General features: G+C 74.6%; 25 protein-coding genes. 14 read left to right on the forward strand and 11 right to left on the reverse strand.

Going from position 1 to position 26111, the window contains the following annotated elements:
• The first annotated feature begins 172 nt into the window (after positions 1-172).
• The 10 genes from ACN27G_RS16310 (at position 173) to ACN27G_RS16355 (ending at position 9926) form a co-directional block, all read left to right on the forward strand.
• Positions 173-1291, forward strand: a complete 1119-nt coding sequence (locus ACN27G_RS16310) for an NAD(P) transhydrogenase subunit alpha (protein WP_421493668.1) — start codon at positions 173-175, stop codon at positions 1289-1291.
• A complete protein-coding gene (locus ACN27G_RS16315; RefSeq protein WP_421493669.1) occupies positions 1288-1647 on the forward strand; it encodes an NAD(P) transhydrogenase subunit alpha in 360 nt (119 codons plus the stop codon). Before ACN27G_RS16310 ends, ACN27G_RS16315 begins: the two co-directional genes overlap by 4 nt.
• Positions 1644-3044 (forward strand): NAD(P)(+) transhydrogenase (Re/Si-specific) subunit beta, encoded by a 1401-nt coding sequence (locus tag ACN27G_RS16320; protein ID WP_421493670.1) that lies wholly within the window; start codon positions 1644-1646, stop codon positions 3042-3044. Before ACN27G_RS16315 ends, ACN27G_RS16320 begins: the two co-directional genes overlap by 4 nt.
• 9 nt (positions 3045-3053) lie before the next feature.
• Complete coding sequence (locus ACN27G_RS16325) at positions 3054-3620, forward strand: 2-oxoacid:acceptor oxidoreductase family protein (RefSeq protein WP_421493671.1); 567 nt, start codon at positions 3054-3056, stop codon at positions 3618-3620.
• On the forward strand, positions 3613-4794 hold the full coding sequence (locus tag ACN27G_RS16330; RefSeq protein WP_421493672.1) for a hypothetical protein: 1182 nt from the start codon (positions 3613-3615) through the stop codon (positions 4792-4794). Before ACN27G_RS16325 ends, ACN27G_RS16330 begins: the two co-directional genes overlap by 8 nt.
• On the forward strand, positions 4791-5792 hold the full coding sequence (locus ACN27G_RS16335; RefSeq protein ID WP_421493673.1) for a thiamine pyrophosphate-dependent enzyme: 1002 nt from the start codon (positions 4791-4793) through the stop codon (positions 5790-5792). The genes ACN27G_RS16330 and ACN27G_RS16335 overlap by 4 nt, the downstream gene beginning before the upstream one ends.
• Positions 5789-7414, forward strand: coding sequence for an NAD(P)-binding protein (locus ACN27G_RS16340; RefSeq protein WP_421493674.1), 1626 nt, complete (start codon positions 5789-5791; stop codon positions 7412-7414). Before ACN27G_RS16335 ends, ACN27G_RS16340 begins: the two co-directional genes overlap by 4 nt.
• A 41-nt stretch (positions 7415-7455) precedes the next feature.
• Positions 7456-7866, forward strand: a complete 411-nt coding sequence (locus tag ACN27G_RS16345) for an Hsp20/alpha crystallin family protein (RefSeq protein WP_421493675.1) — start codon at positions 7456-7458, stop codon at positions 7864-7866.
• Between the two features lie 153 nt (positions 7867-8019).
• Positions 8020-8937 (forward strand): universal stress protein, encoded by a 918-nt coding sequence (locus ACN27G_RS16350; protein WP_421493676.1) that lies wholly within the window; start codon positions 8020-8022, stop codon positions 8935-8937.
• Entirely contained in the window at positions 8937-9926 is a 990-nt protein-coding gene (locus tag ACN27G_RS16355) for an Acg family FMN-binding oxidoreductase (protein WP_421497338.1), read from the forward strand. Before ACN27G_RS16350 ends, ACN27G_RS16355 begins: the two co-directional genes overlap by 1 nt.
• Positions 9927-10026: 100 nt before the next feature.
• Here ACN27G_RS16355 and ACN27G_RS16360 read toward each other — a convergent pair whose 3' ends face one another.
• Positions 10027-10536: a universal stress protein gene (locus tag ACN27G_RS16360; protein ID WP_421493677.1), complete on the reverse strand. Its 510-nt coding sequence runs from the start codon at positions 10534-10536 to the stop codon at positions 10027-10029.
• A 377-nt stretch (positions 10537-10913) separates the two neighbouring features.
• Here ACN27G_RS16360 and ACN27G_RS16365 point away from each other — a divergent pair, with 377 nt between their 5' ends.
• Entirely contained in the window at positions 10914-11183 is a 270-nt protein-coding gene (locus ACN27G_RS16365) for a dsRBD fold-containing protein (RefSeq protein ID WP_421493678.1), read from the forward strand.
• A 63-nt stretch (positions 11184-11246) separates the two neighbouring features.
• Here ACN27G_RS16365 and hypE read toward each other — a convergent pair whose 3' ends face one another.
• From hypE to ACN27G_RS16410, 9 genes are read right to left on the reverse strand one after another with little or no spacing between them, the layout of a single operon-like run.
• Entirely contained in the window at positions 11247-12281 is a 1035-nt protein-coding gene (gene hypE, locus ACN27G_RS16370) for a hydrogenase expression/formation protein HypE (protein ID WP_421493679.1), read from the reverse strand.
• Positions 12272-13387, reverse strand: a complete 1116-nt coding sequence (gene hypD / locus ACN27G_RS16375) for a hydrogenase formation protein HypD (protein ID WP_421493680.1) — start codon at positions 13385-13387, stop codon at positions 12272-12274. Before hypD ends, hypE begins: the two co-directional genes overlap by 10 nt.
• Complete coding sequence (locus ACN27G_RS16380; RefSeq protein ID WP_421493681.1) at positions 13384-13683, reverse strand: HypC/HybG/HupF family hydrogenase formation chaperone; 300 nt, start codon at positions 13681-13683, stop codon at positions 13384-13386. The genes hypD and ACN27G_RS16380 overlap by 4 nt, the downstream gene beginning before the upstream one ends.
• Positions 13684-13688: 5 nt before the next feature.
• On the reverse strand, positions 13689-16190 hold the full coding sequence (locus tag ACN27G_RS16385) for a carbamoyltransferase HypF (RefSeq protein ID WP_421493682.1): 2502 nt from the start codon (positions 16188-16190) through the stop codon (positions 13689-13691).
• A complete protein-coding gene (locus ACN27G_RS16390) occupies positions 16187-16756 on the reverse strand; it encodes a hydrogenase maturation protease (RefSeq protein ID WP_421493683.1) in 570 nt (189 codons plus the stop codon). Before ACN27G_RS16390 ends, ACN27G_RS16385 begins: the two co-directional genes overlap by 4 nt.
• Entirely contained in the window at positions 16753-18129 is a 1377-nt protein-coding gene (locus ACN27G_RS16395) for a Ni/Fe hydrogenase subunit alpha (RefSeq protein ID WP_421493684.1), read from the reverse strand. Before ACN27G_RS16395 ends, ACN27G_RS16390 begins: the two co-directional genes overlap by 4 nt.
• Positions 18113-18925, reverse strand: a complete 813-nt coding sequence (locus tag ACN27G_RS16400; protein WP_421493685.1) for an oxidoreductase — start codon at positions 18923-18925, stop codon at positions 18113-18115. Before ACN27G_RS16400 ends, ACN27G_RS16395 begins: the two co-directional genes overlap by 17 nt.
• Positions 18925-19830, reverse strand: a complete 906-nt coding sequence (locus tag ACN27G_RS16405; protein ID WP_421493686.1) for an FAD/NAD(P)-binding protein — start codon at positions 19828-19830, stop codon at positions 18925-18927. Before ACN27G_RS16405 ends, ACN27G_RS16400 begins: the two co-directional genes overlap by 1 nt.
• Positions 19827-20957 carry a 4Fe-4S dicluster domain-containing protein gene (locus ACN27G_RS16410; protein WP_421493687.1) on the reverse strand — a complete coding sequence of 377 codons (1131 nt, stop codon included), beginning with the start codon at positions 20955-20957 and terminating at the stop codon, positions 19827-19829. Before ACN27G_RS16410 ends, ACN27G_RS16405 begins: the two co-directional genes overlap by 4 nt.
• A 127-nt stretch (positions 20958-21084) precedes the next feature.
• On the opposite strand from ACN27G_RS16410, the gene ACN27G_RS16415 reads away from it, so the two are divergent.
• The 3 genes from ACN27G_RS16415 (at position 21085) to ACN27G_RS16425 (ending at position 24740) form a co-directional block, all read left to right on the forward strand.
• Positions 21085-22236 carry an Acg family FMN-binding oxidoreductase gene (locus ACN27G_RS16415; protein ID WP_421493688.1) on the forward strand — a complete coding sequence of 384 codons (1152 nt, stop codon included), beginning with the start codon at positions 21085-21087 and terminating at the stop codon, positions 22234-22236.
• Positions 22237-22444: 208 nt separating this feature from the next.
• Complete coding sequence (locus ACN27G_RS16420) at positions 22445-22795, forward strand: hypothetical protein (RefSeq protein ID WP_421493689.1); 351 nt, start codon at positions 22445-22447, stop codon at positions 22793-22795.
• Between the two features lie 283 nt (positions 22796-23078).
• Positions 23079-24740, forward strand: coding sequence for a carboxylesterase/lipase family protein (locus tag ACN27G_RS16425; protein ID WP_421493690.1), 1662 nt, complete (start codon positions 23079-23081; stop codon positions 24738-24740).
• A 113-nt stretch (positions 24741-24853) separates the two neighbouring features.
• Here the strand turns inward: ACN27G_RS16425 and ACN27G_RS16430 are convergent, their stop codons facing one another.
• A complete protein-coding gene (locus ACN27G_RS16430; protein ID WP_421493691.1) occupies positions 24854-26014 on the reverse strand; it encodes an alkaline phosphatase PhoX in 1161 nt (386 codons plus the stop codon).
• Positions 26015-26111: the final 97 nt, after the last annotated feature.

The following is a 26111-nucleotide window of genomic DNA, read 5'->3' on the forward strand; positions in this document are numbered from 1 at the left end:
CGCCGGGCCTGGGCGGTGACACCGGCACCCGAGGTCGGCACCGCCGGTGCGGCGCCGTGGTCCGTCCGGACCGGCCCACCGTCGCACGACGGGGACCGCCGATGCCGGAGTCGAACCCGGTGGCCCGGCGGGCGCCGCCGAACAGGAGGCCACCGATGGAGGGATCCGGGCGATGGGCGGTCTGACCGTGGCGGTTCCACGGGAGTGCGTACCGGGCGAGCGGCGCGTCGCCCTCGTACCCGACGGCGTCCGCGAACTGCGGACCGCCGGGTTCACGGTGCTGGTCGAGTCGGGCGCGGGCGGCGGGGCCTACTTCCCCGACGACGCGTACGCGGCGGCCGGCGCAGAGGTGGTCACCGCCGAGGAGGCGTACGACCGCGCGGACGTGCTGCTCACGGTGGGCCGGCCCGGCCCCCGGCTGCACGGCGGACAGCTGGTGCTGGGCATGCTCGGCGGCGCCGGTGACCCGGACTACCTCCGCGGGCTCGCGGCGCTCGGCGTCACCGGGGTCTCCTTCGAGGGACTCCCCCGGCGGCTCAGCCGGGCCCAGCCGATGGACGCGCTCACCTCGCAGGCGAACGTGGCCGGCTACAAGACCGTGCTCGTCGCGGCGAACGCGTACGGCGGCTACTTCCCGATGCTCGTCACCGCCGCCGGCACGGTGCGCCCGGCCCGGGTGCTGGTGCTCGGTGCCGGCGTCGCCGGACTGCAGGCGATGGCGACCGCACGCCGGCTCGGTGCGGTGGTGTCGGCGTACGACATCCGGCCCGAGTCCCGCGAGGAGGTCGCCTCCGTCGGCGCGACCTTCCTGGATCTGGCCTCCCCCGCCGGTGCCGGCGACGGTGGTTACGCCCGGGCTCTCGCCGCCGGTGAGGAGCGGGCCGAGCGGGCCGCCCTCGCGGCGCACCTGCGGCGGCACGACATCCTCATCACCACCGCGCTGGTACCCGGGCGCCGGCCGCCGCTGCTGGTCGACGACGACGCCGTCAAGGCCATGGCGGCGGGCTCGGTGATCGTCGACGCCGCCTGCGGGCCGCTCGGCGGGAACGTGTCGGTCGCCCGGCCCGGGACCACGCTCGTCACCGACGAGGGGGTCACGGTGGTCGGCGCCGGCAACCTCGCCGCCACCGTCCCGGTCGCGGCGTCGACCGCGTACTCGCGCAACGCCATCGCCCTGCTGCGGCACCTCGTCCGCGACGGCAGGCCCGCCATCGACCTGACCGACGAGATCCAGGCCGGCGTGGTGCTCACCCACGACGGCCGGACAGTCCACGAAGGAGTGCCGTCGTGAGTGCCGAACTGCTGGCCACCCTGAGCATCTTCCTGCTCGCCCTGCTCGTCGGCTTCGAGGTGATCGGGAAGGTCCCGGCCACCCTGCACACCCCGCTGATGTCCGCGACGAACGCGGTGCACGGGGTCATCCTGGTCGGCGCGATGATCGTCGCCGCCAGCGCGAGCGGCACCGGCGGGTACGCGCTCGGCTTCGTCGCGGCGGCGTTCGCGGCCATGAACGTCGTCGGCGGATACGTCGTCACCGACCGGATGCTCGGGATGTTCCGGGCCCCGACGGCGCCGCGCGCCTCCACCGGCACCGCGCCCGGAACGTCGCACCCCTCGACCGGCAGCACGGCGGGGAGCGCACGATGAGCGCCGTCGAGACCGTCGTCCGGCTGGCGTACCTCGCCGCCGCCACCTGCTTCGTGCTGGGCCTGCACCTGATGAACGCCCCGGCGACCGCCCGGCGTGGCAACCACCTGTCGATCGCCGGGATGACCGTCGCGGTCGCCGCCACCCTCGTGCTGCTCGCCGACTCCGGCGGTACCACCCCGACCGGCTGGACGGTGCTGGCCGCCGGTGCGGCGGTCGGCACGGTGGCCGGGCTCTGGGGCGCCCGATCCGTCCCGATGACCGCCATGCCGCAGCTGGTAAGCCTCTTCAACGCGGTGGGTGGCGGCGCGGCGGCGCTGGTCGCCGTGCCCGAGCTGCTGCCACCGGCGGAGGCGGCGTCGGTGCGGGTGCCGGCCGCCCTGGACGTGGCGATCGGCGCGGTCACCTTCGCCGGTTCGCTGGTGGCGGCCGGCAAGCTGGCGGGTGTGGTACCCGGCCGGCCGGTGGTCTTCCCGGGCGCCCGGCTCGCCGGCGGCGCCCTGGCCGTCGCGGCGGCGGTCGCCGGTGGCGTACTGATCTACGGCTACGGTGGCGGCGCCGCGCTCGCCGTCCTCGCCGGCACGGCGCTCGTCTTCGGCGTCGCCCTGGTACTGCCGATCGGCGGCGCCGACATGCCGGTCGTCATCTCGCTGCTCAACGCCTGCACCGGCACCGCCGTCGCGATGGCGGGCCTCGCCACCGGCAACAGCGTCCTGGTGGTGGCCGGTGCGCTCGTCGGCGCCTCCGGTGCCATCCTCACCGGGCTGATGGCGGCGGCGATGAACCGGTCGCTCGGCGCGATCCTGCTCGGCGGCTACGGCACCGGCGACGGAACGGGTGGTCCCGCCGGCCCGGCCGGCGCCGCCGTGCGGGCCGTCTCGGCCGACGACGTGGCGATCCAGCTCGGCTACGCCCGGCGGGTCGTGGTGGTGCCCGGCTACGGGCTCGCCGCCGCGCAGGCCCAGTACGCGCTGCACGAACTCGCCAGCGTGCTGGCCGCCCGGGGCACCGAGGTCACGTACGCGATCCACCCGGTCGCCGGCCGGATGCCCGGACACATGAACGTGCTGCTCGCCGAGGCGAACGTGCCCTACCCGGACATGCGGGAGCTGGACGCGGCCAACGCCGAGCTGCCGCTGGCGGACGTGGCGCTCGTGGTCGGCGCCAACGACGTGACCAACCCGGCCGCCCGGCGCCCCGGCAACGCCATCTCCGGCATGCCGATCCTCGACGTCGACCGGGCCGCCGCCGTCATCGTGCTCAAGCGGTCCATGGGACACGGCTACGCCGGCCTCGACAACGAGCTCTACACGGATCCGAAGACCGGGATGCTCTTCGCCGACGCACGGGCCGGGCTGACCGCGCTCACCGCGGCGGTCAAGACCCTGGTCGGCTGAGGAGGCGCGATGTTCGAGGTACGCATCCACGGGCGGGGCGGCCAGGGCGTGGTCACCGCCGCCGAGCTGCTGGCCGCCGCCGCGTTCGCGGAGGGCCGCTCCGCGCAGGCGTTCCCGAGCTTCGGATCGGAGCGGACCGGGGCACCGGTGGTCGCGTACTGCCGGATCGCCGAGCGTCCGATCCGGCTGCGGGAGCCGATCCTGCGCCCCGACGCGCTGATCGTGCAGGACCCCACCCTCCTGCACCAGCCGGAGATCTTCGCCGGCCTCGTCGGCGGCGGGCTGGTGCTGGTCAACTCCACCCGGACGGTCGCCGAACTGGGCCTGCCCCGGCTCGACGGACGGGTCTTCGTCGTGCCCGCGACCCGGCTGGCCCGCGAGCACGTCGGCCGGCCGCTGCCCAACGCGGCGCTGCTCGGCGGCTTCGCCGCGCTCTGCGACCTGATCCCGATCGACTCGGTCACCGCCGCGATCCGGCAGCGGTTCGCCGGTCCGGTGGCCGAGGCCAACGCGGCGGCGGCCACCGCGGCGTACCAACTGGTGAACGCCGAGCGGAAGGAGCCGACCCGTGCTTAGCCAGATCGAGGGTTCGCGTGCGGTCGCCGAGACCGTCGCGCGCTGCCGGCCACAGGTCGTCTGCGCGTACCCGATCTCGCCGCAGACGCACATCGTCGAGGCGCTCTCCGCGCTTGTGAAGTCCGGGCGGCTCGACTCCTGCGAGTTCGTCAACGTGGAGAGCGAGTTCGCCGCGATGTCGGTCGCGATCGGCGCGAGCGCGGCCGGCGCGCGGGCCTACACGGCGACCGCCAGTCAGGGTCTGCTCTTCATGGCCGAGGCGCTCTACAACGCCTCCGGGCTCGGCCTGCCGATCGTGATGACGGTGGCCAACCGGGCGATCGGCGCGCCGATCAACATCTGGAACGACCACAGCGACGCGATGAGCCAGCGCGACTCCGGCTGGATCCAGCTCTACGCCGAGGACAACCAGGCCGCCGCCGACCTGCACGTGCTCGCCTTCCGGCTGGCGGAGGAGCTCTCCACCCCGGTCATGGTCTGCATGGACGGTTTCGTGCTCACCCACGCGGTCGAGGCGGTCGACGTCCCCGACCGGGCGGCGGTGGACCGCTACCTGCCGCCGTTCGCACCGCGCCAGGTGCTCGACCCGGACGCGCCGGTCACCATCGGGGCGATGGTGGGGCCGGAGGCGTTCACCGAGGTCCGGTACCTGGCCCACACCAACCAGCTCGCGGCGCTGGACCGGCTGCCGGAGCTGGCCCGGGAGCTGGCCGCCACCGTCGGCCGGCCGATCACACCCGTCCTCTCCGGATACCGGTGCGAGGACGCCGAGACCGTCGTGGTCGCGCTCGGCTCGGTGCTCGGCACGCTCAAGGAGACCGTCGACGAGCTGCGGGCGGCGGGGACGCCGATCGGCGTACTCGGGCTGACCGCCTTCCGGCCGTTTCCGGTGGCGGCGGTGACCGAAGCGCTCGGCGGCGCCAGCCGGGTCGTGGTGCTGGAGCGGGCGTTCGCGGTGGGGGTGGGCGGCATCGTCACCGCCGACCTGGCCGCCGCCCTCCCCCGCGGCGACCACCACCTGCACACGGTCGTCGCCGGCCTCGGCGGCCGCCCGGTCACCCGGGAGTCGCTGCGCGAGGTGCTCGCGGCAGCCTCCGCCGGCCGGCTCCCTCCGTTGACCTTCCTGGACCTGGACGAGCGGCTCCTGCGAGCCGGTGCGGAGGTGGCGTCATGACCACGGAGCGGGTGCGGTTCTACCAGACCGGCAGCTTCGCGGTCGGCAACCGGCTGCTGCCCGTCGAGGCCCGCACCGTGCAGGCCGACCCCGGCCGCAGCAACGCGCTCACCTCCGGACACCGGGCCTGCCAGGGCTGCGGCGAGGCGCTCGCCGCCCGGTACGTGCTGGACGCGGCGATGCGGGCGACCGGCGGCCGGCTGGTCACCGTCAACGCCACCGGTTGCCTGGAGGTCTTCTCCAGCCCCTACCCGGAGACCTCCTGGCAGGTGCCGTGGCTGCACTCGCTCTTCGGCAACGCGCCCGCCGTCGCCAGCGGCGTCGCCACCGCGCTGCGGGTACGCGGCCGCACCGACATCCGGGTACTCGGCCAGGGCGGCGACGGCGGCACCGTCGACATCGGCTTCGGCGCCCTCTCCGGGATGTTCGAACGCGGCGACGACGTGCTCTTCGTCTGCTACGACAACCAGGGCTACATGAACACCGGTGTCCAGCGCTCCGGTGCGACGCCGCCGGCCGCCCGTACCGCCACCACCCAGGCGGTCGGGCCGGCGCCCGGCAACGTCTTCGGGCAGGGCAAGAGCGCCCCGCTCATCGCCATGGCGCACGAGATCCCGTACGTCGCCACCGCCACCATCGCCGACCTGCACGACCTGGAGGACAAGGTGGTGCGGGCGATGGGCATGCACGGCGCCCGCTACCTGCACGTGCTGGTGCCCTGCCCGCTCGGCTGGGGCAGCGACGCCGGCCAGACGGTCCGGATCGCACGACTCGCCGTGCAGAGTGGACTCTTCCCGGTCTTCGAGGCGGAACGGGGCGAGGTGACGGCCGTGTCGCCGATCCGGCACCGCATCCCGGTCGAGGAGTACCTGCGGCCGCAGGCGCGCTTCCGGCACCTCTTCGCGCCGGAGCGCCGCGACGACGTCATCGACCGGCTGCAGGCCGACGCCGACCGCACCATCCACCGTTTCCACCTCCTGCCCGGGGAGCAGAGATGAGACTCCCGTTCGCCATCACCCTTCAGGCCGGCAGCAGCCTGGCCAACAAGACCGGCGCCTGGCGCACCGAACGCCCGGTCTACGTCGACCGGCTCCCACCCTGCAACGACGCCTGCCCGGCCGGTGAGAACGTGCAGGGCTGGCTCTACCACGCCGAGTCCGGCGACTACGAGACGGCGTGGCGGAAGCTGATGGCCGACAACCCGTTCCCGGCCGTCATGGGCCGGGTCTGCTACCACCCCTGCCAGACCGCGTGCAACCGCGGCCAGCTCGACGAGGCGGTCGGCATCAACGCGGTCGAGCGCTTCCTCGGCGACGAGGCGATCCGCCGGGGCTGGAGCGTGCCGGTGACCGCCGCACCGTCCGGCCGGCGGGTGCTGGTGGTCGGCGCCGGGCCGTCCGGGCTGGCCGCCGCGTACCACCTGCGGCTGGCCGGGCACGAGGTGACCGTACGGGACGGGGCGGCCCGGGCCGGCGGCATGATGCGGTACGGCATTCCCGCGTACCGGCTGGCCCGCGACGTCCTGGACGCGGAGGTGGCGCGGATCGCCGCGATGGGCGTCACGTTCGAACTGTCCCGGCCGGTCGTCGATGCCGGTGCCGCGATGCGGAGCGAGGGCTTCGACGCGGTGTTTCTCGCCGTCGGCGCGCAGCTGAGCCGGCGCACCGACATCCCGGCCGGCGACTCCGCCCGGATCCTCGACGCCCTGCACGTGCTCCGCGACGTCGCCACCGGCGAACCGCCGCAGCTCGGCCGGCGGGTGGTGGTGTACGGCGGCGGCAACACGGCAATGGACGTCGCCCGTACCGCCCGGCGGCTCGGCGCCACCGAGGCGGTCGTGGTCTACCGCCGCACCCGGGAGCGGATGCCGGCCCAGCCCTTCGAGGTGGCCGAGGCCGAGCAGGAGGGCGTGCGGATGCGCTGGCTCTCCACCATCGCGGCGGCCGACGGCGGACGGGTCACCGTGGAGAAGATGCGTCTCGACGAGACGGGCTTCCCCCGGCCGACCGGCGAATACGAGGAGCTGGCCGCCGACGCGGTGGTGCTGGCCATCGGGCAGGACGTGGACCGGTCGGTGGTGGCGGGCCTGCCGGAGGTGTCGGTCGAGGACGGCGTGGTCCAGGTCGGGTCGGACATGATGACCGGGGAGCCGGGGATCTTCGCCGGTGGTGACATGGTGCCCTCCCCGCGTACGGTCACCGCCGCCGTGGGGCACGGCAAGCAGGCGGCCCGGCACATCGACGGCTGGCTGCGCGGGCAGCCGTACGTGCCACCGCCGCGCCACCCGCTGGCCAGCTTCGACCGCCTCAACACCTGGTATTACAGCGACGCGCCGGCCACGGTGCGGCCCACCCTGGACGCGGTCCGGCGGGTCGACACCTTCGACGAGGTGGTCGGCGGCCTGGACGAGGGCTCCGCGCTGTTCGAGGCGCGTCGCTGCCTCTCCTGCGGCAACTGTTTCGAGTGCGACAACTGCTTCGGCGTCTGCCCGGACAACGCGGTACGCAAGCTGGGCCCGGGTGAGCGTTACGCGATCGACCTCGACTTCTGCAAGGGCTGCGGCATCTGCGTCACCGAATGCCCCTGCGGCGCCATCGACCTGGTGCCGGAGGAGACCTGACGACGGGAGGGACCGACCATGACCCTGGTGCTGGAGCCCCGGTGACAGGATTGGACGACGACATGGTTGCCGTACTCGACCGGTTGCGCGCCGGGCTGCTGCCGCTGGAGCGGGCCCTGCGCGGGATCGCCGGACGCGACATCACCATCGAGGAGTACGCCGAGCCCGGCCGGTACGTGGTGCAGGCCGAGCTGCCCGGCGTCGACCCCGGTCAGGACGTCAGCCTCTCCGTCTTCGACGGCGAGCTGAAGATCGACGTCAAGCGGGTGGACTGGCACCGGCACGGCGGGTCCGAGTTCCGCTACGGGACCTTCAGCCGTACCGTCACCCTGCCCCGCCGGGCCGCCGAGGAGACCCTCAGCGCCACCTACGAGCGCGGGGTGCTGGAGGTCTCGGTGCAGGTGGCGCCGCTGCCCCCGATCAGCCGGAGCCTGCCGATCCGGGCCCGCTGACCGGTGCACCGAATGCCCTGGTGCCCACCCGGTGGGGACCTCCGGCCCTTCAGCCGCCACCCGTATCCGGCGCATCGTGGAGGTGGACCGGACCGGTGGCCGTAGTGACGACGACCACCGGCACAGCCTCGATCGCGAGTAGGAGGAAGAGCCGTGCGACCCACCATCCTGGTCGGCCTCGGTGGCAGCGGTGGCTGGCAGGCCCTCGCCTGGGCGACCGACGAGGCGGCTCTCACCGGTGCCCGCCTGACCCTGCTGCACGCATGCCCGCCGAACTCGCCGCTGGCGTCCCGTGCCGCCACGCCCTCGCTTGCCGTCATCGAACTGTTCGACCCGCCACTGGCCCGGGCGGTGGCCACCACCCGGGCGAGGCTCGGCGGCGACCGGGTCGACCTGCGGCTCGTCCCGGGCCGGCCGGGGACGCTGCTCGCCGCGGCTGCCACCCGGGCCGGGCTGGTCGTGGTGGGTCCGCCCGCGCGGCACTATCCGGGCGGCTACGGCAGCACCACACACCATGTCGTCACGCACGCGCCCAGACCGGTTGTCGTGGTACGGCCCGTCCGCGCCGAAGCGACCGCCCCGCTGCTCGGACACGTCGTCGTCGGCGTGGACGGCGACAGCGATCCGGACGCCGCGCTGGAGTACGGCTTCGAACGGGCCGCCACCCACCGCGCCATCCTCGCCGCCGTGCACGTGACCCCCCGGCAGCGCGAGGACTACTGGTTCGACGAGACCACCCTCGGCACGCACTTCTCGGTCGAGCCGGCCGGCCTGGAGTTGCTGGCTCGGGCGGTGGAGCCCTGGACGCACAAGTACCCGCAGGTGCCGGTGAAGTTCGCGGTCTGCGCCGGACGCCCGTTGCCGGGCCTGCTGCGGGCGGCGCACGGTGCCCGGCTGCTGGTGGTCGGCGACCACGGTCACGGCCGACTCGGCCCGGCCGGCAGGGCGCTGCTCGGCAGCGTCGCCCACGGCGCCCTCGACCGGGCCACCGGACCCGTCGCGGTCGTCCGGCCGGCACGAGCGCAGGTCCTGCGCTCCGGCCCGCCCGTGCGAACGGGAGCGGCGAGGTGATCACCACGGCGTATACCGCCGCGATGCTGGAGAAGGCGGTGGCGGCGGCCATCCGCGCCCCCTCGATGCACAACAGCCAGCCCTGGCGGTTCCGGCTCTGCGGCGGCGACATCGAGGTACGCGTCGACCGCCACCGCCCGCTGCCGGTCGCCGGCCACGGCCATCTCGGCGACTGGGCCGCGCAGATCGCCTGCGGCGCCGCCCTCTTCAACCTGCGGCTGGCTCTCGCCGCCGAGGGCGTACCCGCGCGGGTCCGGCTCTGTCCGGACCGGCACGATCCCGACGTGGTGGCCCGGCTGGAACCGGGCGGCGTCGGCCCGGCGGACAGCCCCGGGCCCGGTCTGCTCGCCGCCGTGCCGCACCGGCACAGCAGTCGGGCACCGTTCTCCCCGGAACCGGTGCCCGGCGATCTCCGACGGCGGTTGGTCCAGGCGGTCCACGCCGAGGGCGCCTGGCTGGAACTCGTGGTCGGCACGGCCGCCGTGGAGGCGGTGGGAGAACTGGCGCGCAGCGCCAACCGTGTCCTCGAACGCGACCCCGGCTACCGGGACGAGATCGCCCGGTGGACCCGGCACGGGCCGGCACCGGACGGCGTGCCGGCCCGTGCCGGTGGACCGGTCGCCGAGCCGCAGGACCTGTTGCCGCAGCGCCCCTTCGGCGCCCACCCCGGGGCGCCGGGGCGGAGCGTCGAGTCGGAGCCCCTCGTCGCCGTACTCGGCTCGGCCGCGGACACCGGGACCGACCGGATCGCCGCCGGGCAGGCCCTGCAGCGGATGCTGCTCACCGCGACGGACGCCGGGCTCGCCGCGTCGATGCTGTCCCAGCCGATCGAGGTGCCGGCCGCGCGGGAGCGGCTGCGCACCGCACTCGGCCGCTTCGGGGTCCCGCAGATGGTCGTCCGGATCGGATACGGCCAGCCGGGCCGACCCACCCCGCGACGGGAACCCGCGGCGGTCATCGACGCCCCGACCACCCCGGCCGGGGTCTGAGCTGTGCCCCAGGGAAGCGGCCGGCCGCTCTCCCGGTGAGTGCGACGCCGGCCGGCCGCTCTCCTGTGGGATGGAGGCTCCGTCCGTCCTCCGGGGACGGTCAGCCGCCGAACGCCGAGAGGTCTCGAATGATCGCCCGTGCCTGGCTCCGGCTGTCGGCCATTTTCGCGAAGGTGTCCACCGGGACGACCACCACCGGGCAGGACGCGTGTACGGCGCAGTATTCCGCGGCCGAGGGGCGGAACAGCCGGCGCCACCAGCTCCGCCGGGACGTGCCGACGAAGAGCAGGTCGTCGTCGCGGCAGGCATGGTCGACCAGCGCGCTTCCGGGCCGCCCGGCCAGGGTGGTGATCTCGACCCGGACGTCGGTCGGCACCGCACCCATGGCCACGGCGAAGGCCGCGACCGCCTCGGCCCGGGCCTGCTGATCCATCTCGCGCACGAAGCAGGTCTCGGTGCCCTGCCACGAGGTGTCGTAGTCCCAGACCCGCACGGCGTGCAGCACCGTCCGGCGCCGGCGCGCCTCGGCGACGGCCAGACGCAACGCGCGCAGCCCGGCGAGCGTGTCGGCCACTCCGACGATGATCCGACCGGAAGTCTCGCGACGCATGGCTTTCCCTTCGACTGCTTTCGCGTCTCGACGCTCGGGCGCCCGCGTCTCGACTGGTGCCCTGCGTTTTCGACGCTAGACGGGGGCCGAACTCCGGCCACAGAGTCGGAGGGCCCGCCGGCAGGGGACGACCGGGCAACACCGCCGTTGTCCGTCCTGGCGCCGGCAGCCGGGACGTTCCCGGGCCCGATCCGTCCGAGTCGATCCACCGGGTCCCGGAGGCCCGGGTCCGACGGCCCTACCCCCGGCCCGTCCGACGGTCGAGGCTGGAAACGGGCAGAGGACGCGGACGAGATCCTCGGGGCGGCCCCGTGGCGGCCCGTACCACTGCCGTGACGTCCGGGCCGGATCGAGCGGATCTGCACAGGGAGGCCGACATGACCGCCATGAAGCGCTGGAACGTCGAGATCCTCATCGGCGAGGTGGAGAGGCGCACCTACGCGGAGGCCCAGCTCTACGACGAGATCCGGGACGACCTCGTCGGCACCGGTCAGGCGCGACGGCGCAGCGGCGAGCCCGACGTCCCGGAGATCGACGACGAGATCGCCGTGGCCCGGGCCCTCTCCGACCTGGGACACCGCCTCCTGGTCGCGGCCTCGGGTGACCTGGAGGACGCGACGCGCGAGCACGTGGAGCTGGATCACTGATCGGCGGCGCCGGAGCCGGGAGGGTCGGGACGGCCCTTCCGCCCGGCAGGTGCGCCTTCCGGCTCAGCAGATGCGGGGCAGTTGCTCGCCGACGAGCATGTCGACGACCCGGCTGGAGCCGACCAGGGTGCGCGCGGTGACCCGGCCGGCGGTGCCGGCGGTGACCGTGCCGATGGCCCGGGCGGATCCGGCCTCCGGGCCGTCCCGCATCGCCGCCAGGACCGCCTCCGCCGCCTGCGGGGCGACGAGCGCGACCAGGCAGCCCTCGTTGGCGACGTGCAGCGGATCCAGGCCGAGCAGCTCGCAGGCGGCGGCGACCGGCGCGGGCACGGGCAGCCGCGCCTCCTCGATCTCGATTCCGACGGCGGCGGCCGCGGCGAGTTCGTTGAGGGCACTGGCCAGCCCGCCCCGGGTGGGATCGCGCAACGCGTGCACCAGCGGACCACCGGCGGCGATCATGCGGGCGACCAGCCGGTGCAGCGGCCGGCTGTCCGAGCAGATCTCGGATTCGAAGCCGAGGTCCTCGCGGGCGGAGAGCACGGCGGTGCCGTGGCAGCCGATCGGGCCGGAGAGGAGCACGACGTCGCCGGGGCGTCCGCGCGCGGCGGAGACCTCGGCGCCGGGCAGCAACGCGCCGAGGCCGGTCGTGGTGAGGTAGATGCCGTCCACGGCACCCCGGCCGACGACCTTGGTGTCCCCGGTGACGACCGGCACGCCGGCGGAGCGGGCCGCCGCCGCCACGGAGGCGGTGATCAGGGCCAGCTCGTCGATTGGCAGCCCCTCCTCCAGCACGTACGCGAGGCAGAGCGCAACCGGGGTGGCGCCGCGCATGGCCAGGTCGTTGACGGTGCCGTGCACCGCGAGCGCGCCGATGTCCCCGCCGGGAAAGAAGCGCGGCGTGACCACGAAGCTGTCGGTGGAGAGCACCGCCTGGCCGTCGCCAAAGGGTACGAGCGCGGCGTCCTCGGCCGGGCCGGGCGCCAGCAGGCCGGGGGTGATGACCCTGCCGAGCAGCTCGGCCATGAGCTGGCCGCCCGACCCGTGGCCCAGCAGGACCCGTTCGGTCTCGACCCGGGGCACCGGGCAGCTCAGTTCCATCGTCGACTCCCTCCTGTTGCCGGGCGGCGCCCGGCGGAGAAGAACGCCGCGCAGGTGCCTTCGGCGGAGACCATCGGCGCGCCCAGCGGGGTGCGGGGGGTGCAGTCCGTGCCGTACGCCGCGCAGTCGGTCGGCAGCCGGGTGCCGCGCAGGATGTGCCCGGCGATGCAGGCCGGATGTTCGCCGGTGCCGAGCTGGTCGACGGCGAACCGCTGCTCGGCGTCGTAGCCGGCGTAGAGGGGCGCGAGGGCCAGGCCGCTGGCCGGGATCTCGCCGATTCCCCGCCAGGTACGCGCGGTCACCGTGAACACCTGGCGGATCGCGTCCTGTGCGGCGGTGTTGCCGGTCCGGCGGACGGCGCGGGCGTACTGGTTCTGCACCTCGGCACGCCCCTGCTCGAGCTGGCGGACGGTCATCAGGATGCCCTCGATCAGATCCAGCGGCTCGAAGCCGGTGACCACGATCGGCACCCGGTAGCGGGCGGCGATCGGCTCGTACTCGGTGTAGCCCATCACCGCGCAGACGTGCCCGGCGGCCAGGAAGCCGCGGACCTCGTTGTCCGGCGCGTCCAGGATCGCGGTGATCGCCGGCGGCACGAGCACGTGGCTGACCAGCACGCTGAAGTTGGCCAGCCCGCGCGCCTCGGCGTGCAGCACCGCCATGGCATTGGCCGGCGCGGTGGTCTCGAACCCGACCGCGAAGAAGACCACCTGCCGCTGCGGGTTCGCCTCGGCGATGCGGACGGCGTCGAGCGGCGAGTAGACCACCCGCACGTCACCGCCGCGCGCCTTCACCCCGACGAGGTCACCGATGGAGCCGGGCACCCGGAGCATGTCACCGTAGCTGGTGAAGATCACGTCCGGTCGTGCGGCGATGGCCACCGCCCGGTCCACCATTGCCAGCGGCGTCACGCAGACCGGGCAGCCCGGCCCATGGATCATCCGGATACCGGCCGGCAGCAGTTCGTCGATGCCCTGCCGCACGATCGTGTGGGTCTGCCCGCCGCAGACCTCCATGATGGTCCACGGCCTGGTCGCCACCTCGCCCAGCTCGGCCAGGAGACGGCGGGCCAGCACCGGGTCGCGGTACTCGTCGAGATACCTCATCCGTCCCGCACCTCCGGACCGGGTCCGGCGGCGAGCGCGTCCGGACCGAGTTCGGCGGCGAGCGCGTCCGGGATGGCGCGGACGACCGCGAGGGTGCGGGCCGCCTCCTCCTCGTCGACGCGACTGATCGCGAAGCCGACGTGCACGATGACGTAGTCGCCGGCCTCCGCCTCCGGGGTGTAGACCAGGCACACCGGCCGGCGGATCCCGTCGAAGTCGACGACTCCGGTGCGCAGGTCCGGCCGATCCGCCGGTGCGCGTACCTCGACGATCCGGCCGGGGATTCCCAGGCACATCGCGGTCACCTCCCACCCAGCCGGGCGGCCGCCACGACCGCCTGCCCGTAGCTGATCCCCCCGTCGTTGACCGGTATCCGCCCGCCGAGGTGGGCCGCGAAGCCGGCGGCGTCGAGCGCGGCGACGGTCGCGGCGGCGAGTCGGCGGTTCTGGAAGACGCCGCCGCCGAGGCAGACCGTCCGGTTCGGACGACCCGCACCGGCGGCGGCCTCGGCGAGCGCGACGGTGACCTCCACAACGGTGCTGTGGAAGCGGGCCGCGACCAGTCCGGCCGGCTCGCCCAGGGCGCGCTCCAGCGCGTCGGCGATGGTGGGTGCGGGGTCGTAGACCCGGAGGCCGTCCCGTTCGACCAGGCGCCAGCGCAGCGGGCTCGCCTCGGGATACGGCTCCGCCGCCGCCTCCAGGCGGATCGCAGCCTCGCCCTCGTATCCGCTGTCGTCGGCGACACCGAGCAGGCTGGCGACGGCGTCGAAGAGCCGGCCGGCGGAAGAGGCGAGCGGGCAGTTGAGCCGGCGCTCGACCATCCGGCGCAGCACCGCGACCTCGGGGCCGTCCAACCGGGCCAGCAGGGCGGCGGCCAGTGCCGGATCGGGGCGGCCGGCGCCGAGGTCCTCGACCCCGAAGAGGTAGCCGAGCGCCATCCGGGCCGGGCGGCGGATCGCGGCGGCACCACCGGGCATGGGCGCCCGGGCGAAGCGGCCGACCCGCCGATAGCCGGTGTAGCCGGCCAGCAGCACCTCGCCGCCCCAGAAGGTGCCGTCGGCGCCGAGGCCGAGGCCGTCGTAGGCGATCCCGACGAACGGCTCGGGCAGGCCGTGCTCGGCGGCGACGGCAGCCACGTGCGCGTGGTGGTGCTGCACCGCCACCCGCCGGTCGGCCGGGAAGTGCGCCACCGCGTACTGGGTCGAAAGATAGCCGGGGTGCGGGTCGTGTGCGACGACGCGGGGGCGGGCGGCGCGGAGCCGGGCCAGCCGCGCGACGGTCTCCTCGAAGGCGGCGAGCGTCTCGGCGTTCTCCAGGTCGCCGGTGTGCGGGCCGACAACGGCCCGGTCCCCGATGGCCAGCGTCGTGGTCTGCTTGAGCTGTGCCCCGACGGCGAGCACCGGTTCCGGTGCGGACACGGGCAGGGGCAGGGTTTCGGGTGCGTACCCACGGGCGCGGCGCAGCACCCGCCGGGTGCCGGCGACGACCCGCACCACCGAGTCGTCGTAACGGGAGTGGATCGGCCGGTCGTGGTCGAGCACGCCGTCGACCAGCGGGGCGAGCACCCGGCGCGCGGTGGCCGGCTCGGTCGCGATCGGCTCGCCGGCCCGGTTGCCGCTGGTCACCACCAGCGGGCGGGCCAGCGCGGCGAGCAGGAGATGGTGCAACGGGCTGTACGGCAGGAAGATCCCGACCTCGGACAGCCCGCCGGTCACCCCGGCGGCCAGGGCCGGCCCGTCGGCGCGACCAGCCGTCGCCCCGCCACCGGGGGCCGGCGACGCGGCGGGCGCCGTACCGGGGGCCCGCCATGTGGCGCGGACCGTACCGGCGCGCGAGCGGGCCAGGACGATCGGTCGGGCGACGTCGTACAGCAGCGCGCGCTCGGCGGCGTCGAGCCGGACCAGGCGTTCCGCGGCCGCCAGGTCCGGCACCATGACGGCGAGCGGCTTCGCCGGCCGGTGCTTGGCGGCACGGACCCGGGCGACCGCAGCCGCCGAGGTCGCGTCGCAGACGAGCTGGTACCCGCCGATCCCCTTGACAGCTACCAGACCGCCGCCCTCGATGGTGGCGATCGCAGCGGATAGCGCCGCCTCCCCCGTCCCGTGCCCGGCCTCCCCGGTGCCGTGCCCGGCCGCTCCGGTCCACCAGGCGAGCCGGGGGCCGCAGGCCGGGCAGGCGATCGGCTCGGCGTGGAAGCGACGGTCGGCCGGGTCGTGGTACTCGGCGGCACAGTCGTCGCACATCGGAAAGCCGGCCATGGTGGTCCGTGCCCGGTCGTACGGCAGGTCGGTCACGATCGTGGCGCGCGGCCCGCAGTCGGTGCAGTTGATGAACGGATACCGGTGGCGGCGGTCGGCGGGGTCGAAGAGTTCGCGCAGGCAGGCCGGGCAGGTGTCCAGGTCGGGCGGCAGGTCGCGGTCGCCGCCGGTGGCGCCGGTGCTGGCGACGACCCGGAACGCGGTGTCCGGGGCCCGGCCGTCCAGCGGGACGGTCTCGACGCGGTCGATCCGGGCCTGCCCCGGTGCGTCCAGCACGAGCCGGTCCAGGAAGGCGGCGACCGCACCGTCCGGGCCGAAGACCTGGATGGTGACGTGGCCACCGGCGTTGCGTACGTCGCCACGGAGGCCGCACGCCACGGCCGTACGGTAGACGAACGGCCGGAAGCCGACCCCCTGCACGACCCCGTGCACCTCGATGCGCAGTCCACCGCCGCGCCCGGCGGCTCGGCTGGCGGTCGTCCCCGCCCGACCGGGGACCCGGGCGGACGGCGTCTCCGCGTGGTCCCACACGCTGGCGGTGGTCACCGTGGCTCCGGTTCCGCCGCCGTGCCCGGGCCGAGGTCTGGGCCGGGGCCGGGACCGGGGGATGCTCCGGGCCGGAGTGCCCCGGCGACGATCGACCGGACGGGTGCCGGCCGCCCGGACGCCTGCCGGAGCGTCGCCGTCACCTCGGCGGCGAGCCGGTCCGCCGCCGCCGCCACGGCCGGCGACAGGCCGACCCCGAAGGAGGTGTCGGCCGCCTCGACGGCGTAGAGCAGCAACAACCTCGGCAGCCGGCCGAGGGCGCGGGCCAGTTCCACCGCCGCGCCGAGGTCGGACCCGTGCGAACTCGCCGGCCGGCCCGCCACGGCGGCGTGGTGCATGCTGCGCCGGTGGATCCGGCCGGGCCGGGGCTGCCGGGTCCGAACCGCGTCGACGAGGATCACCAGGTCGGCGTCGCACCACAGCTCCAGCAGCCGCCCGGTCTCCCCGTCGCAGTCGACCAGCCGCACGCCGGGCAGGTCCCGGCCGCGCAGCAGGGCGACGACCGCCGGGCCGACGCCGTCGTCGCGGCGGAACTCGTTGCCGATCCCGATGACGACGGCACTCACGAACTCCCCCGTTCCACCGAGTCTTCACGTTCCACCGAGGTCTCGCCTTCCACCGAGGTCTCGCCTTCCACCGAGGTCTCGCGCTCCACCGTGAGGTCGAGGAAGTGGGTGGCGCAGGAGATGCACGGGTCGTAGTTGCGGATCGCCTGCTCGCAGTCATGGGTCAGCCGGTGATCGTCCAGGTCGAGGCGGTCCTGCACGAAGCGACGCAGGTCGTTCTCGATGGCGGCCTGGTTCTGCGAGGTGGGCGGCACGATCCGGGCGGTGCGCAGCGTCCCGTCGGCGGCCAGCTCGTAGCGGTGGAAGAGCGTCCCGCGCGGTGCCTCGGTGGCGCCGTACCCGGGACCGGCCCGGGGCGGCACCTCCAGGTGGGGCACGGCCGGCGGCTCGTACTCCTCGACGAGGCGCAGGGCCTCCTCGACCGCGTAGGTCAGCTCCACGGCCCGTACGACGATGCTGCGGAACGGGTTGCGGCAGACGCCGTCCAGGCCGGCGGCGGTGGCGGCCTGGCTCGCCAGCGGGGAGAGCCATGACCTGTTCAGCGCGAACCGGGCGAGCGGTCCGGTGAGATAGCGGCCCCGCCCGGCGAGTCGGGCATGCAGGGCGGTCGAGTGCGGCACCTGCTCCTCGTGCACGTGCCGCTCGAAGTCGCGTACCGGGAAGGTCAGGCCGCGATCGGTGCGCGGTGTGCCCCGCTCGATGGCGTACCGGCCGGGCTCGGTCAGCGCCAGCAACTCGTGCTCGTGGGTGAAATCCGGAAAGTCGAAGCCGGCGACCCAGGTCACCGTGGTGAGGGCGTCCTCCAGGGCCTGCCGGAGCACCGGCCGCAGGGCGGCGAGAGCGGCCCGGTCCGGCACCCGGTAGAAGCCGCCGACCCTGATGTTGATCGGGTGCACGGCCCTGCCGCCGACCAGCTCGAGGATCGCGTTGCCCGCCTTCTTCAGCGCCAGGCCCCGCTCGACGATCTCCCGGTGGTCCTGGGCCAGCTCCACCGCGCCGGGATAGCCGAGAAAGTCCGGGGCGTGCAGCAGGTAGATGTGCAGCGCGTGGCTCTCGATCCACTCGCCGCAGTAGAGCAGCCGCCGCAACTCGGCCAGGGCGCCGCCGACCTCGACCCCGCAGGCGTCCTCGATCGCGCGGCAGGCGGACATCTGGTAGGCGACGGGGCAGATCCCGCAGATCCGGGCGGTGATGTCCGGTGGTTCCGTGTACCCGCGCCCGCGCAGGAACGCCTCGAAGAAGCGCGGTGGCTCGTAGATCTCCAGCCGTACGTCGGTGACCCGGTCGTCGAGGACGCGCACGTGCATCGCGCCCTCCCCCTCGACCCGGGCCAGGCCGGCCACCCGCAGGTTCCGGTCACTGCGGTGGGTCATCGTCATCCCCTCCGTCGGCCGGCCGCACCCCGGCCGCCTCGGCGGCGGCGCGGAAGGCGGGTGCCGCCGTGTTGAAGGTCCGGTAGAGGCGGGCCAGGTCGGCTCCTGACAGCCCCGCCGCGCGCAGCACGGGCGCGAGCGCGTCGGGGTCGGCGCCGGCGGCCGGGCCGAAGCAGCCGTAGCAGCCCCGCCCGTACGCCGGGCAGAGCGCCCCGCACCCGGCCTGGGTGACCGGGCCGAGGCAGGGCGTCCGGGCGGCGACGAGCAGACATGCCGTGCCGCGCAGCTTGCACTCGAAGCAGACGCTGTGCGTGGGCAGGCTCGGGCGCCGGCCGGCGAGCAGCGCGCCGAGCAGTTCCAGCAGCTGCGCCCGGCTGATCGGGCAACCGCGCAGCTCGTGGTCGACGCTCACGTGTGCCGAGACCGGGGTCGACTCGGCGAGCGTGGCCACGTATTCGGGCCGGGCGTACACCACCCGCCGGAACTCGTCCACATCGGCGCCGTTGCGCAGCGCCTGGATGCCGCCGGCGGTGGCGCAGGCACCGATCGTCACCAGTATCCGCGACTCCTCCCTGATCCGGTGGATCCGCGCCACGTCGGCCGGTGTGCTGACCGAGCCCTCCACCAGCGAGATGTCGTACGGGCCCTCCGCCACCTCGCGGGACGCCTCCAGAAAGTGGGCGATCCGCACCGCGCCGGCCACCGCGAGCAGTTCGTCCTCGCAGTTGAGCAGGCTCAGCTGGCAGCCGTCGCAGGAGGCGAACTTCCAGACCGCGAGCGTGGGGGTGGCAGCCATCACAGCTCCTTCACCGCGAGCAGTGGCCCGGCCACGTCGTAGCCGACCACCGGACCGTCCCGGCACACCAGCAGCGGGCCGAGCTGGCAGTGCCCGCACAGGGCGATCCCGCACCGCATGTTGCGTTCCAGCGACACCCGCACGGCTCCGGCCGGCACGCCGAGATCACCGAGGGCGCGGGCGGTGGCGCGCATCATCGGCTCCGGCCCGCAGACGAACGCGACGGTGCTGGCGGGCGCGAACACCGCCCGGTCCAGCACGGTGGTGACGAGGCCGACGTGCCCGTCCCAACCCGGCCCGGCGCCGTCCACGGTGACGAGCATCTGGATGCCGGCGTCCCGCCAGCCCGGGTAGTCCGTCGGGTAGAGCAGTTCGGCCGGCGTACGGGCGCCGACCAGCAGGACGATCCGGCCGTACCACCGGCGGCGGGCCAGGGCCCGGTCCAGTACCGGGCGCAGCGGCGCCAGGCCGATCCCGCCGGCGACCAGCACCAGGTCCGCACCTGTGGCGCTCCCGACGTCCCAGCCACGCCCGTACGGGCCACGCAGGCCGAGCACCCCGCCCACCTCCGTGGCGCAGAGCGCGTGGCTGACCGCGCCCACGTCCCGGATCGTGTGCCGGATCGTGGCGCCGTCGCCACCGCTGATCGAGATCGGCACCTCGCCGACGCCGAACGCGTACAGCATGGTGAACTGACCCGGCTCCCAGGGGCCGACGTCCGCCGCCACCGGCGCCAGCGAGAGCGTCACGGTGTCGTCCGTCTCCACCCGCCGCCGGGTGACCCGGTACGGCAGCGGCAGCATGCCGTCGGAGACCGCCGCGGGCCCGGCCGCCGATGCCGACGTGGCCGGGCCGGGGCGGAACGGATCCGCGGCCGGCCGCTCGTACGCCGAACGGACGATCATGACGCCACCTCCTCCGCCGCCAGGGCGTGCACTTCCTCCGCCAGGGCGTGCATTTCCTCGGTGATGTCGATGCCGGCCGGACACCACACGATGCACCGCCCGCATCCCACACAGCCGGACTCGCCGAACTGGTCGTGCCAGGTGCCCAGCTTGTGGCTCAGCCACTGCCGGTAGCGGCTCGGTGCGGACGCCCGCGCCGGGCCACCGTGCAGGTAGGAGAAGTCGACATCGAAGCAGGAGTCCCAGCGCTCCTCGCGGCGCGCCGTGCCACCGGTCAGGTCGGTGCTGTCCTCGACACTGGTGCAGAAGCACGTCGGGCAGACCATCGTGCAGTTTCCGCAGGTCAGGCAGCGCCGCCCGACGTCGTCCCAACGAGCGGCCGTACGCGCGCCGACGAGCAGGTCCCGCAGGTCACCCTCGGGCAGACCGCGTCCCATCCGCCCGGCCGCCGCAGTGACCGCCGCACGGGCCTCGGTGCGGGCGGCCTCGCCCGCGGGCGTGCCGGGCAGCCTGGCCAGCAACCCGGCCCCGCGCTCGGAGCCGGCCTCGGCGAGATAGCGCAGCCCGTCCGGCCCGGTCAGTTCGGTGAGGGCCAGGTCGAAACCGGCCCGCGCGGCGGGTCCGCTGCCGGTGGCGGCGCAGAAGCAGGTCGCGGCCGGCTCGGTGCAGTTGACCGCGACGACGAAGATCTGCTCCCGGCGCCGGGCGTAACGGCCGCCCGGTACGGTGAGGACCCGGTCGAGGACCGCGATGGCGCGCAGGTCGCAGGCGCGTACGCCGAGGAGGGCCAGTCGCGATGCCTCCTCCTCGGGCTCCCGGGCGACCGGGCCGCCGGGCTCGTCCCGGCGGGCCGTCCAGAGCGGCCGCCGGGGCGGATGCAGGTAGGACTTCCACGATCGCGGGCTCGCCGCGTGCGCGAAGGCGGCACCGTCGGCGCGGCGGCGGAGCCGGTAGCCGCCCGGCTCGACGTCGACCCCCCAGCCGTACGGCAGCTCGTCGGCCGACTCCAGCTCGTCGAGCCCGACCGTGCCGTCCCGCACGGTCGGGCCGACGACCCGGTAGCCGTCCTCGCGGAGCGCCACCACCAGAGGCTCCAGCGTGGTCAGCAGCAGCGGCCCGGTTCCCATGCTCCCAGCACAGCAGCGCGCACCCCGGCCGGGTCAGGGTCCGTCGGCCCACCGCCACGGGCCGATGGCCCTGGCTGAGCCGGCCGGCGCAGGGGCAGGGTCGTAGTGCGGGAAGGGAGACCAGATCATGGCTGGTGGGGTCAGAAGAATTCCTCGGCTCTCCGCCGAGGTCGTCGCCGAATGCCTGCGCACGGCGACGGCGGCGCCCTCCATCCACAACACCCAGCCATGGCTCTTCCGGGTACGCGGACGGGAAATCGAGGTATGGGCGGACCGGAGGCGTCAGCTTTCCGTGCTGGACCCGGACGGCCGGCAGATGTTCATCAGCCTGGGAGCCGCGATCTTCAATCTCCGGGTCGCGATGCTCACGCACGGCCGGATTCCGGTCCTGCATCTGCTGCCCGAGCCCGGCTCCCCGGAACTGGCCGCCCGGATCCAGGCCGGCCCCACGACCGCCCCGAGCGCCACGGCCGCAGTGCTGGCGGCGGCGATCCCCCGCCGCCACACCAACCGCCGTCCCTTCCAGGCCGCCGCCGTGCCCTGGCCGGTGCTGGACGACCTGATCAGCGCGGCGGCCGCGGAGGGCAGCCGGCTCACCGTCGCCGACCCGATCGTCCGGGACGCGATCCTCTCGCTCACCTCGGTCGGGGACGAACTGCTCAACCGGAGCCCGGCCTACCACGCCGAGCTGGCCGCGTGGGCCGGTGGCGGTCCGCGGCGCGACGGGATTCCGGCGTACGCGTTCCCGCCGCAGGACACGACCGGGCGGCTGCCGTTGCGCCGCTTCGGCCCGTCGTCCGGCTCGGACGCCTTCGAACGCCCTCCCACGCTCGTCCGGCTGACGACCAGCGGGGACATGCCCTACGACTGGATCCGCGCCGGACAGGCGATACAGCGGGTGCTGCTCACCGCGACCGCCCGGCGGCTGGACGCCTCCCCGATCAACCAGGCGCTGGAGGTGGCGGAGCTGCGACGCCTCGTCGGCGGCCAGGGTCACGCCCAGATGGTGCTCCGGATCGGGTACGGCGAACCGTCTCGCGGCACGCTACGCCGGGCACTCGTCGACGTTCTGGACGACGGCGAGTGGAGCCGGCGAGCCGGTGGTGGCCCCCGACCGCGCGACGAAGGCGGCCGGCGCGGTCGGCGTGGCCGCCCGCGTTCATCCCTGGCCGTGCTGTCGGCCGACGCCGTCGACAACGCTGTCGACTCCGAGTCGCTCCAGACGGGACTCGATCATGGGTCGGTGTCGCGGTGCCACGACGGCGGCCGGATCGCGTAGGACGGCGGCGCGGCGCCGGTTGCCCGGCCAGCCGGCGCAGCAGATCGTGTGTTTGCCGCCGGCGGCAGGGGGTAGTCGCGGGCGGCGCACCGGACGGGCCACCGGACCGGTCGGCCGGCACGACGCGCCCGGTCCCATCCGGGCCGCGTACGGTCCGGCGCCTCGGTCCTCCGGAGCCGCCCGGATCTCGGACCCACGGAGGTGACACGTGTCGGCAGCACGGACGGGGGTGCTGGCCCGAGCCGTCTGGGGCGGGGGCATGCTCCTGGCGCCCCGGCTGATGCTACGGATCCTGCACGGCGGCGTCGACGACCGGTCCGTGGCGATACTGCGTCTCCTCGGCACACGTCACCTGCTCCAGGCGGCCGTGACCGCGTGGTGTCCGACCCGACCGGTGTACGTGGCGGGCGCGGCGGTGGACGCCCTGCACGCGCTGAGCGCGGTGGCGCTGGCCGTGACGGACCGGCGGCAGCGCCCGCCCGCGCTCGCCGAAACCGCCCTGGCCGCCGCATGGATCGTCGTCGCGGTCCGGCCGGGCCGGGTCGCGGGCCCCCGGTGAGGGCGCCCGGCCGTCCCGGACCCTTCTGGCGGCTGGTGGCCGGAGGTTGGGCTTCGCCCGTGTCGGGGTGGCGACGGCAGCTTCGGCGCAGGTGGGGGTGGCGACGCGGGACCGCCTCCGAGCTGCTTCCGGCTCGGGTCGCCGCTTGGAGCAGCGCCGGGCGCAACTGATCGGCGGAGCCGAGGCGGGTCGCCGCGTGCGCCCGCGGCTACGTTCTGCGGCGTATCCGGCGGTACGGCGCCGGCCGGATGTCCGGCGGGTCCGGGCCGGGGATGGTGGCCGGATGAGACTTCCATCGCCCATTCTGCCCGGCACGCTCGCCACGATCTCCATGCTGCTGTCCGGCTCGTTGCTGCTCTCCGGCTCCGTGCCGCCGTCCGGCCCGGCCGCCGCAGGCACCGCCCCGGACGGCGACGCCGTCGTCGCGACGGCGGACGGTCCGGTCCGGGGTACGGTCACCGCCGACCACCGCATGTTCCAGGGCGTTCCCTACGCCGCACCGCCAATCGGTGAGCTGCGGCTGCGGTCACCGGAACCGACCGAACCGTGGACCGGGGTCCGGGACGCCACCCGCCCCGGGCCCATCTGCACCCAGTCGTACTCGTACCCGCCGGGCAGCCCGCCCGTGGTCGCCGGTGCCGAGGACTGCCTGTACCTGAACGTGCACGTCCCGCGTGGCGTCGCCGGGCCGATGCCCGTGCTGGTCTTCCTGCACGGCGGCAACTCCGGGGCCGGCAGCCGCTACGATCCCCGGCCGGTGACCGGGGCCGGCGGGGTCGTCGTCGTGACGGTCAACTACCGGCTGGGCGCCCTGGGCTTCCTCCGGCACGGGTCGCTGGACGACCCGTACGCCGGGAACTTCGCCCTCGCCGACCAGCAGGCGGCACTGCGCTGGGTGCGTACCAACATCGGGGCGTTCGGTGGCGACCCGCGCAACGTGACGCTCTGGGGTGAGTCGTACGGCGGCTTCGGTGTCTGTGCCCAGTTGGCCTCCCCGGCGGCGCGGGGACTCTTCGACAGGGCGATCGTGCAGAGCGCGCCGTGCGGCAACGACCTCGTCACCCGGGCGGAGGCCGACCGGCGCGGAGACCGGGCGGTCGGGGCCCTCGGCTGTGCCGACGCCGCCGACGTGGCGGCCTGCCTGCGACAGGTCCCCGCCGAGCGGGTCGCCACGCTGCCCAACACCCCCACCCACCAGCGGGAGATCGCGGCTTCCATGCCCTGGTTCTACACCGTCGGCACGCCGCCGCTGCCCCGGCAGCCCCTCGACGCCGCCCGCACCGGACGGGTGCACGCCGTGCCGCTGATCCACGGCGGCACCAGGGACGAGATGCGCGGAGTCGTCGCCACCCTGCTGGACATCGCCGAGACGCCGCTGACCGGGCAGCGGTACCGCCGGGTCGTCCACGACCTCTACGGCCGGGAGGCCGGCCGGATCCTCGCCCGGTACCCGGAGCACCGGTACGCCACACCCAGCCTCGCCCTGGCGACCCTGCAGACCGACGAGGGCCGGATGGTCGGCACCTGCGCCCAGCTCTCCTACAGCGAGGCGCACCGCCGGCTCGCTCCGGTCTACGCCTACGAGTTCGCCGAGGACTCCGGGAGGTCCGTCGGCGATCTGCCGCTCGGCGCCTCCCACGGCGACGACATCCCCTACTTCTTCGACAGTTTCCCGCAGCCGCAGTCGGTGCCACAGTCGGCGGCGCAGCCGCGGTCGACGTCGGGAACGGAGTCGCGGCCCGCGCCGGGCCCGGCAGGTCGGGAGGAACTCGCCACGGCCCTGGTCGAGCGGTGGACGGGCTTCGCCCGGACCGGCCGCCCCGCGTCGGACTGGCCGCCGTACCGGGCCGGCACCGCCCTCTCGCTCTCCGGCGGGCGGATCACGCCGGTGGACGTCGACCGCGCACACCGGTGCGGATTCTGGCACACCGTCCCGGCGCGCTGAACCGTGTGCTCCGTGCCAGGTGGGCTCCGCCGCTGGTCGCGGTGGCAGAAACCCGGCGCCGTCGGGCCGCCCGCCGTCAGGGGCGGGCGGCCCGGGTGCGGCAACCGGCCGGCTCAGGTGCGGAACGGTCCGGTGACGCAGTAGGTGATGCCGCCGGAGGAGGAGCCCGAGGTGCCGCGCTGGGACGAGAAGTACAGCCGGTTACCGGCGGGGGTGAAGGCGGGCCCGCAGATCTCCGACGAGCCCTGGCCGGTGATCCGCAGGAACACCGAGATCTTGTCGTCCGGCGTGATCATGCAGATCTCCATGTTTCCGCCGTCCTCGGCGACGTAGAGATCCCCGAAGCTGGAACCGGTGATGTTGTCGACGCCGGTCAGCGGCGCCGAGCCGGTGCTGACCAGGTTGTCGTCGTAGGCCAGCTCGTAGGTGCTGTTGCCGAGGTTGAGCTGCCAGACCCGGTTGTCGCCCTTGGTGGTGAACCACACGGTGTTGTCGGAGTAGTGGCATCCCTCGCCGCCGTTGAACGACTTGGCGCCGGAGACCTGCGACCGGGTCGCGGTCGGCGAGCCGTCCGGGTCGGGCACGGCGGCCCAACTGAACGAGCCGGAGGTACCGCTGCCGGCGACCAGCACCTCCAACCTGCCGCCGGAGAGGTTGCCCCAGGTGTCCGGGATGAACCGGTAGAACTTCCCGTTGCTCTCGTCCTCGGTCAGGTAGATGACCCGGCGGTCCGGGTCGGCGGCGGCGGCCTCGTGCTTGAACCGGCCCATCGCCGGGCGGACCACGGCGGTGCCGCCGAGCGGGTACGTCTCCCACACCCGCCCGCGGCTGACCTCCTCGCAGGAGAGCCAGGTGTTCCACGGCGTCTTGCCGCCCGCACAGTTGTTGTTGGTGCCGGAGAGGATCCGGGACGCGCCGACGACGGCTCCGCTGGAGTTGAAGAGGATCCGGGACGCACCGCCGCCGGAGCCGGCGCTGGTCTCGGAGTTCGACACGTAGATCCAGCCGCTGCCGTTGGCGAACACCGCCCCGCCGTCGGGCGCGTTGTGCCAGGTGTAGGAGGTGCCGGGCACGACCTGACCGGAACGGGCGATGATCTGGCTGGTGAAACCGGCGGGGAGCTGGATGCCGTGGCTGTTGGCCGACTGCAGCGGACCGTACGGGCCGGGCGCCGTCTGCGCCGGCGCGGCGTACGCCGCCGACCAGGTGGTGAACGGCAGCGCCACCGCACCGGCTCCGAGCACCGTGGCGCGGAGCATGTTGCGTCGATCCATTGTGGACCTCTCCTTCTGGGCAGGTCCGACGAACGTAACGACGTGTGCTGTCGCACAACCGGTAGGTAAGTGAACGGCCGCCGTCAAGGGATCGACG

This window comes from Plantactinospora sp. WMMB334, assembly GCF_049179095.1.
Taxonomy (GTDB): Bacteria; Actinomycetota; Actinomycetes; order Mycobacteriales; family Micromonosporaceae; genus Plantactinospora.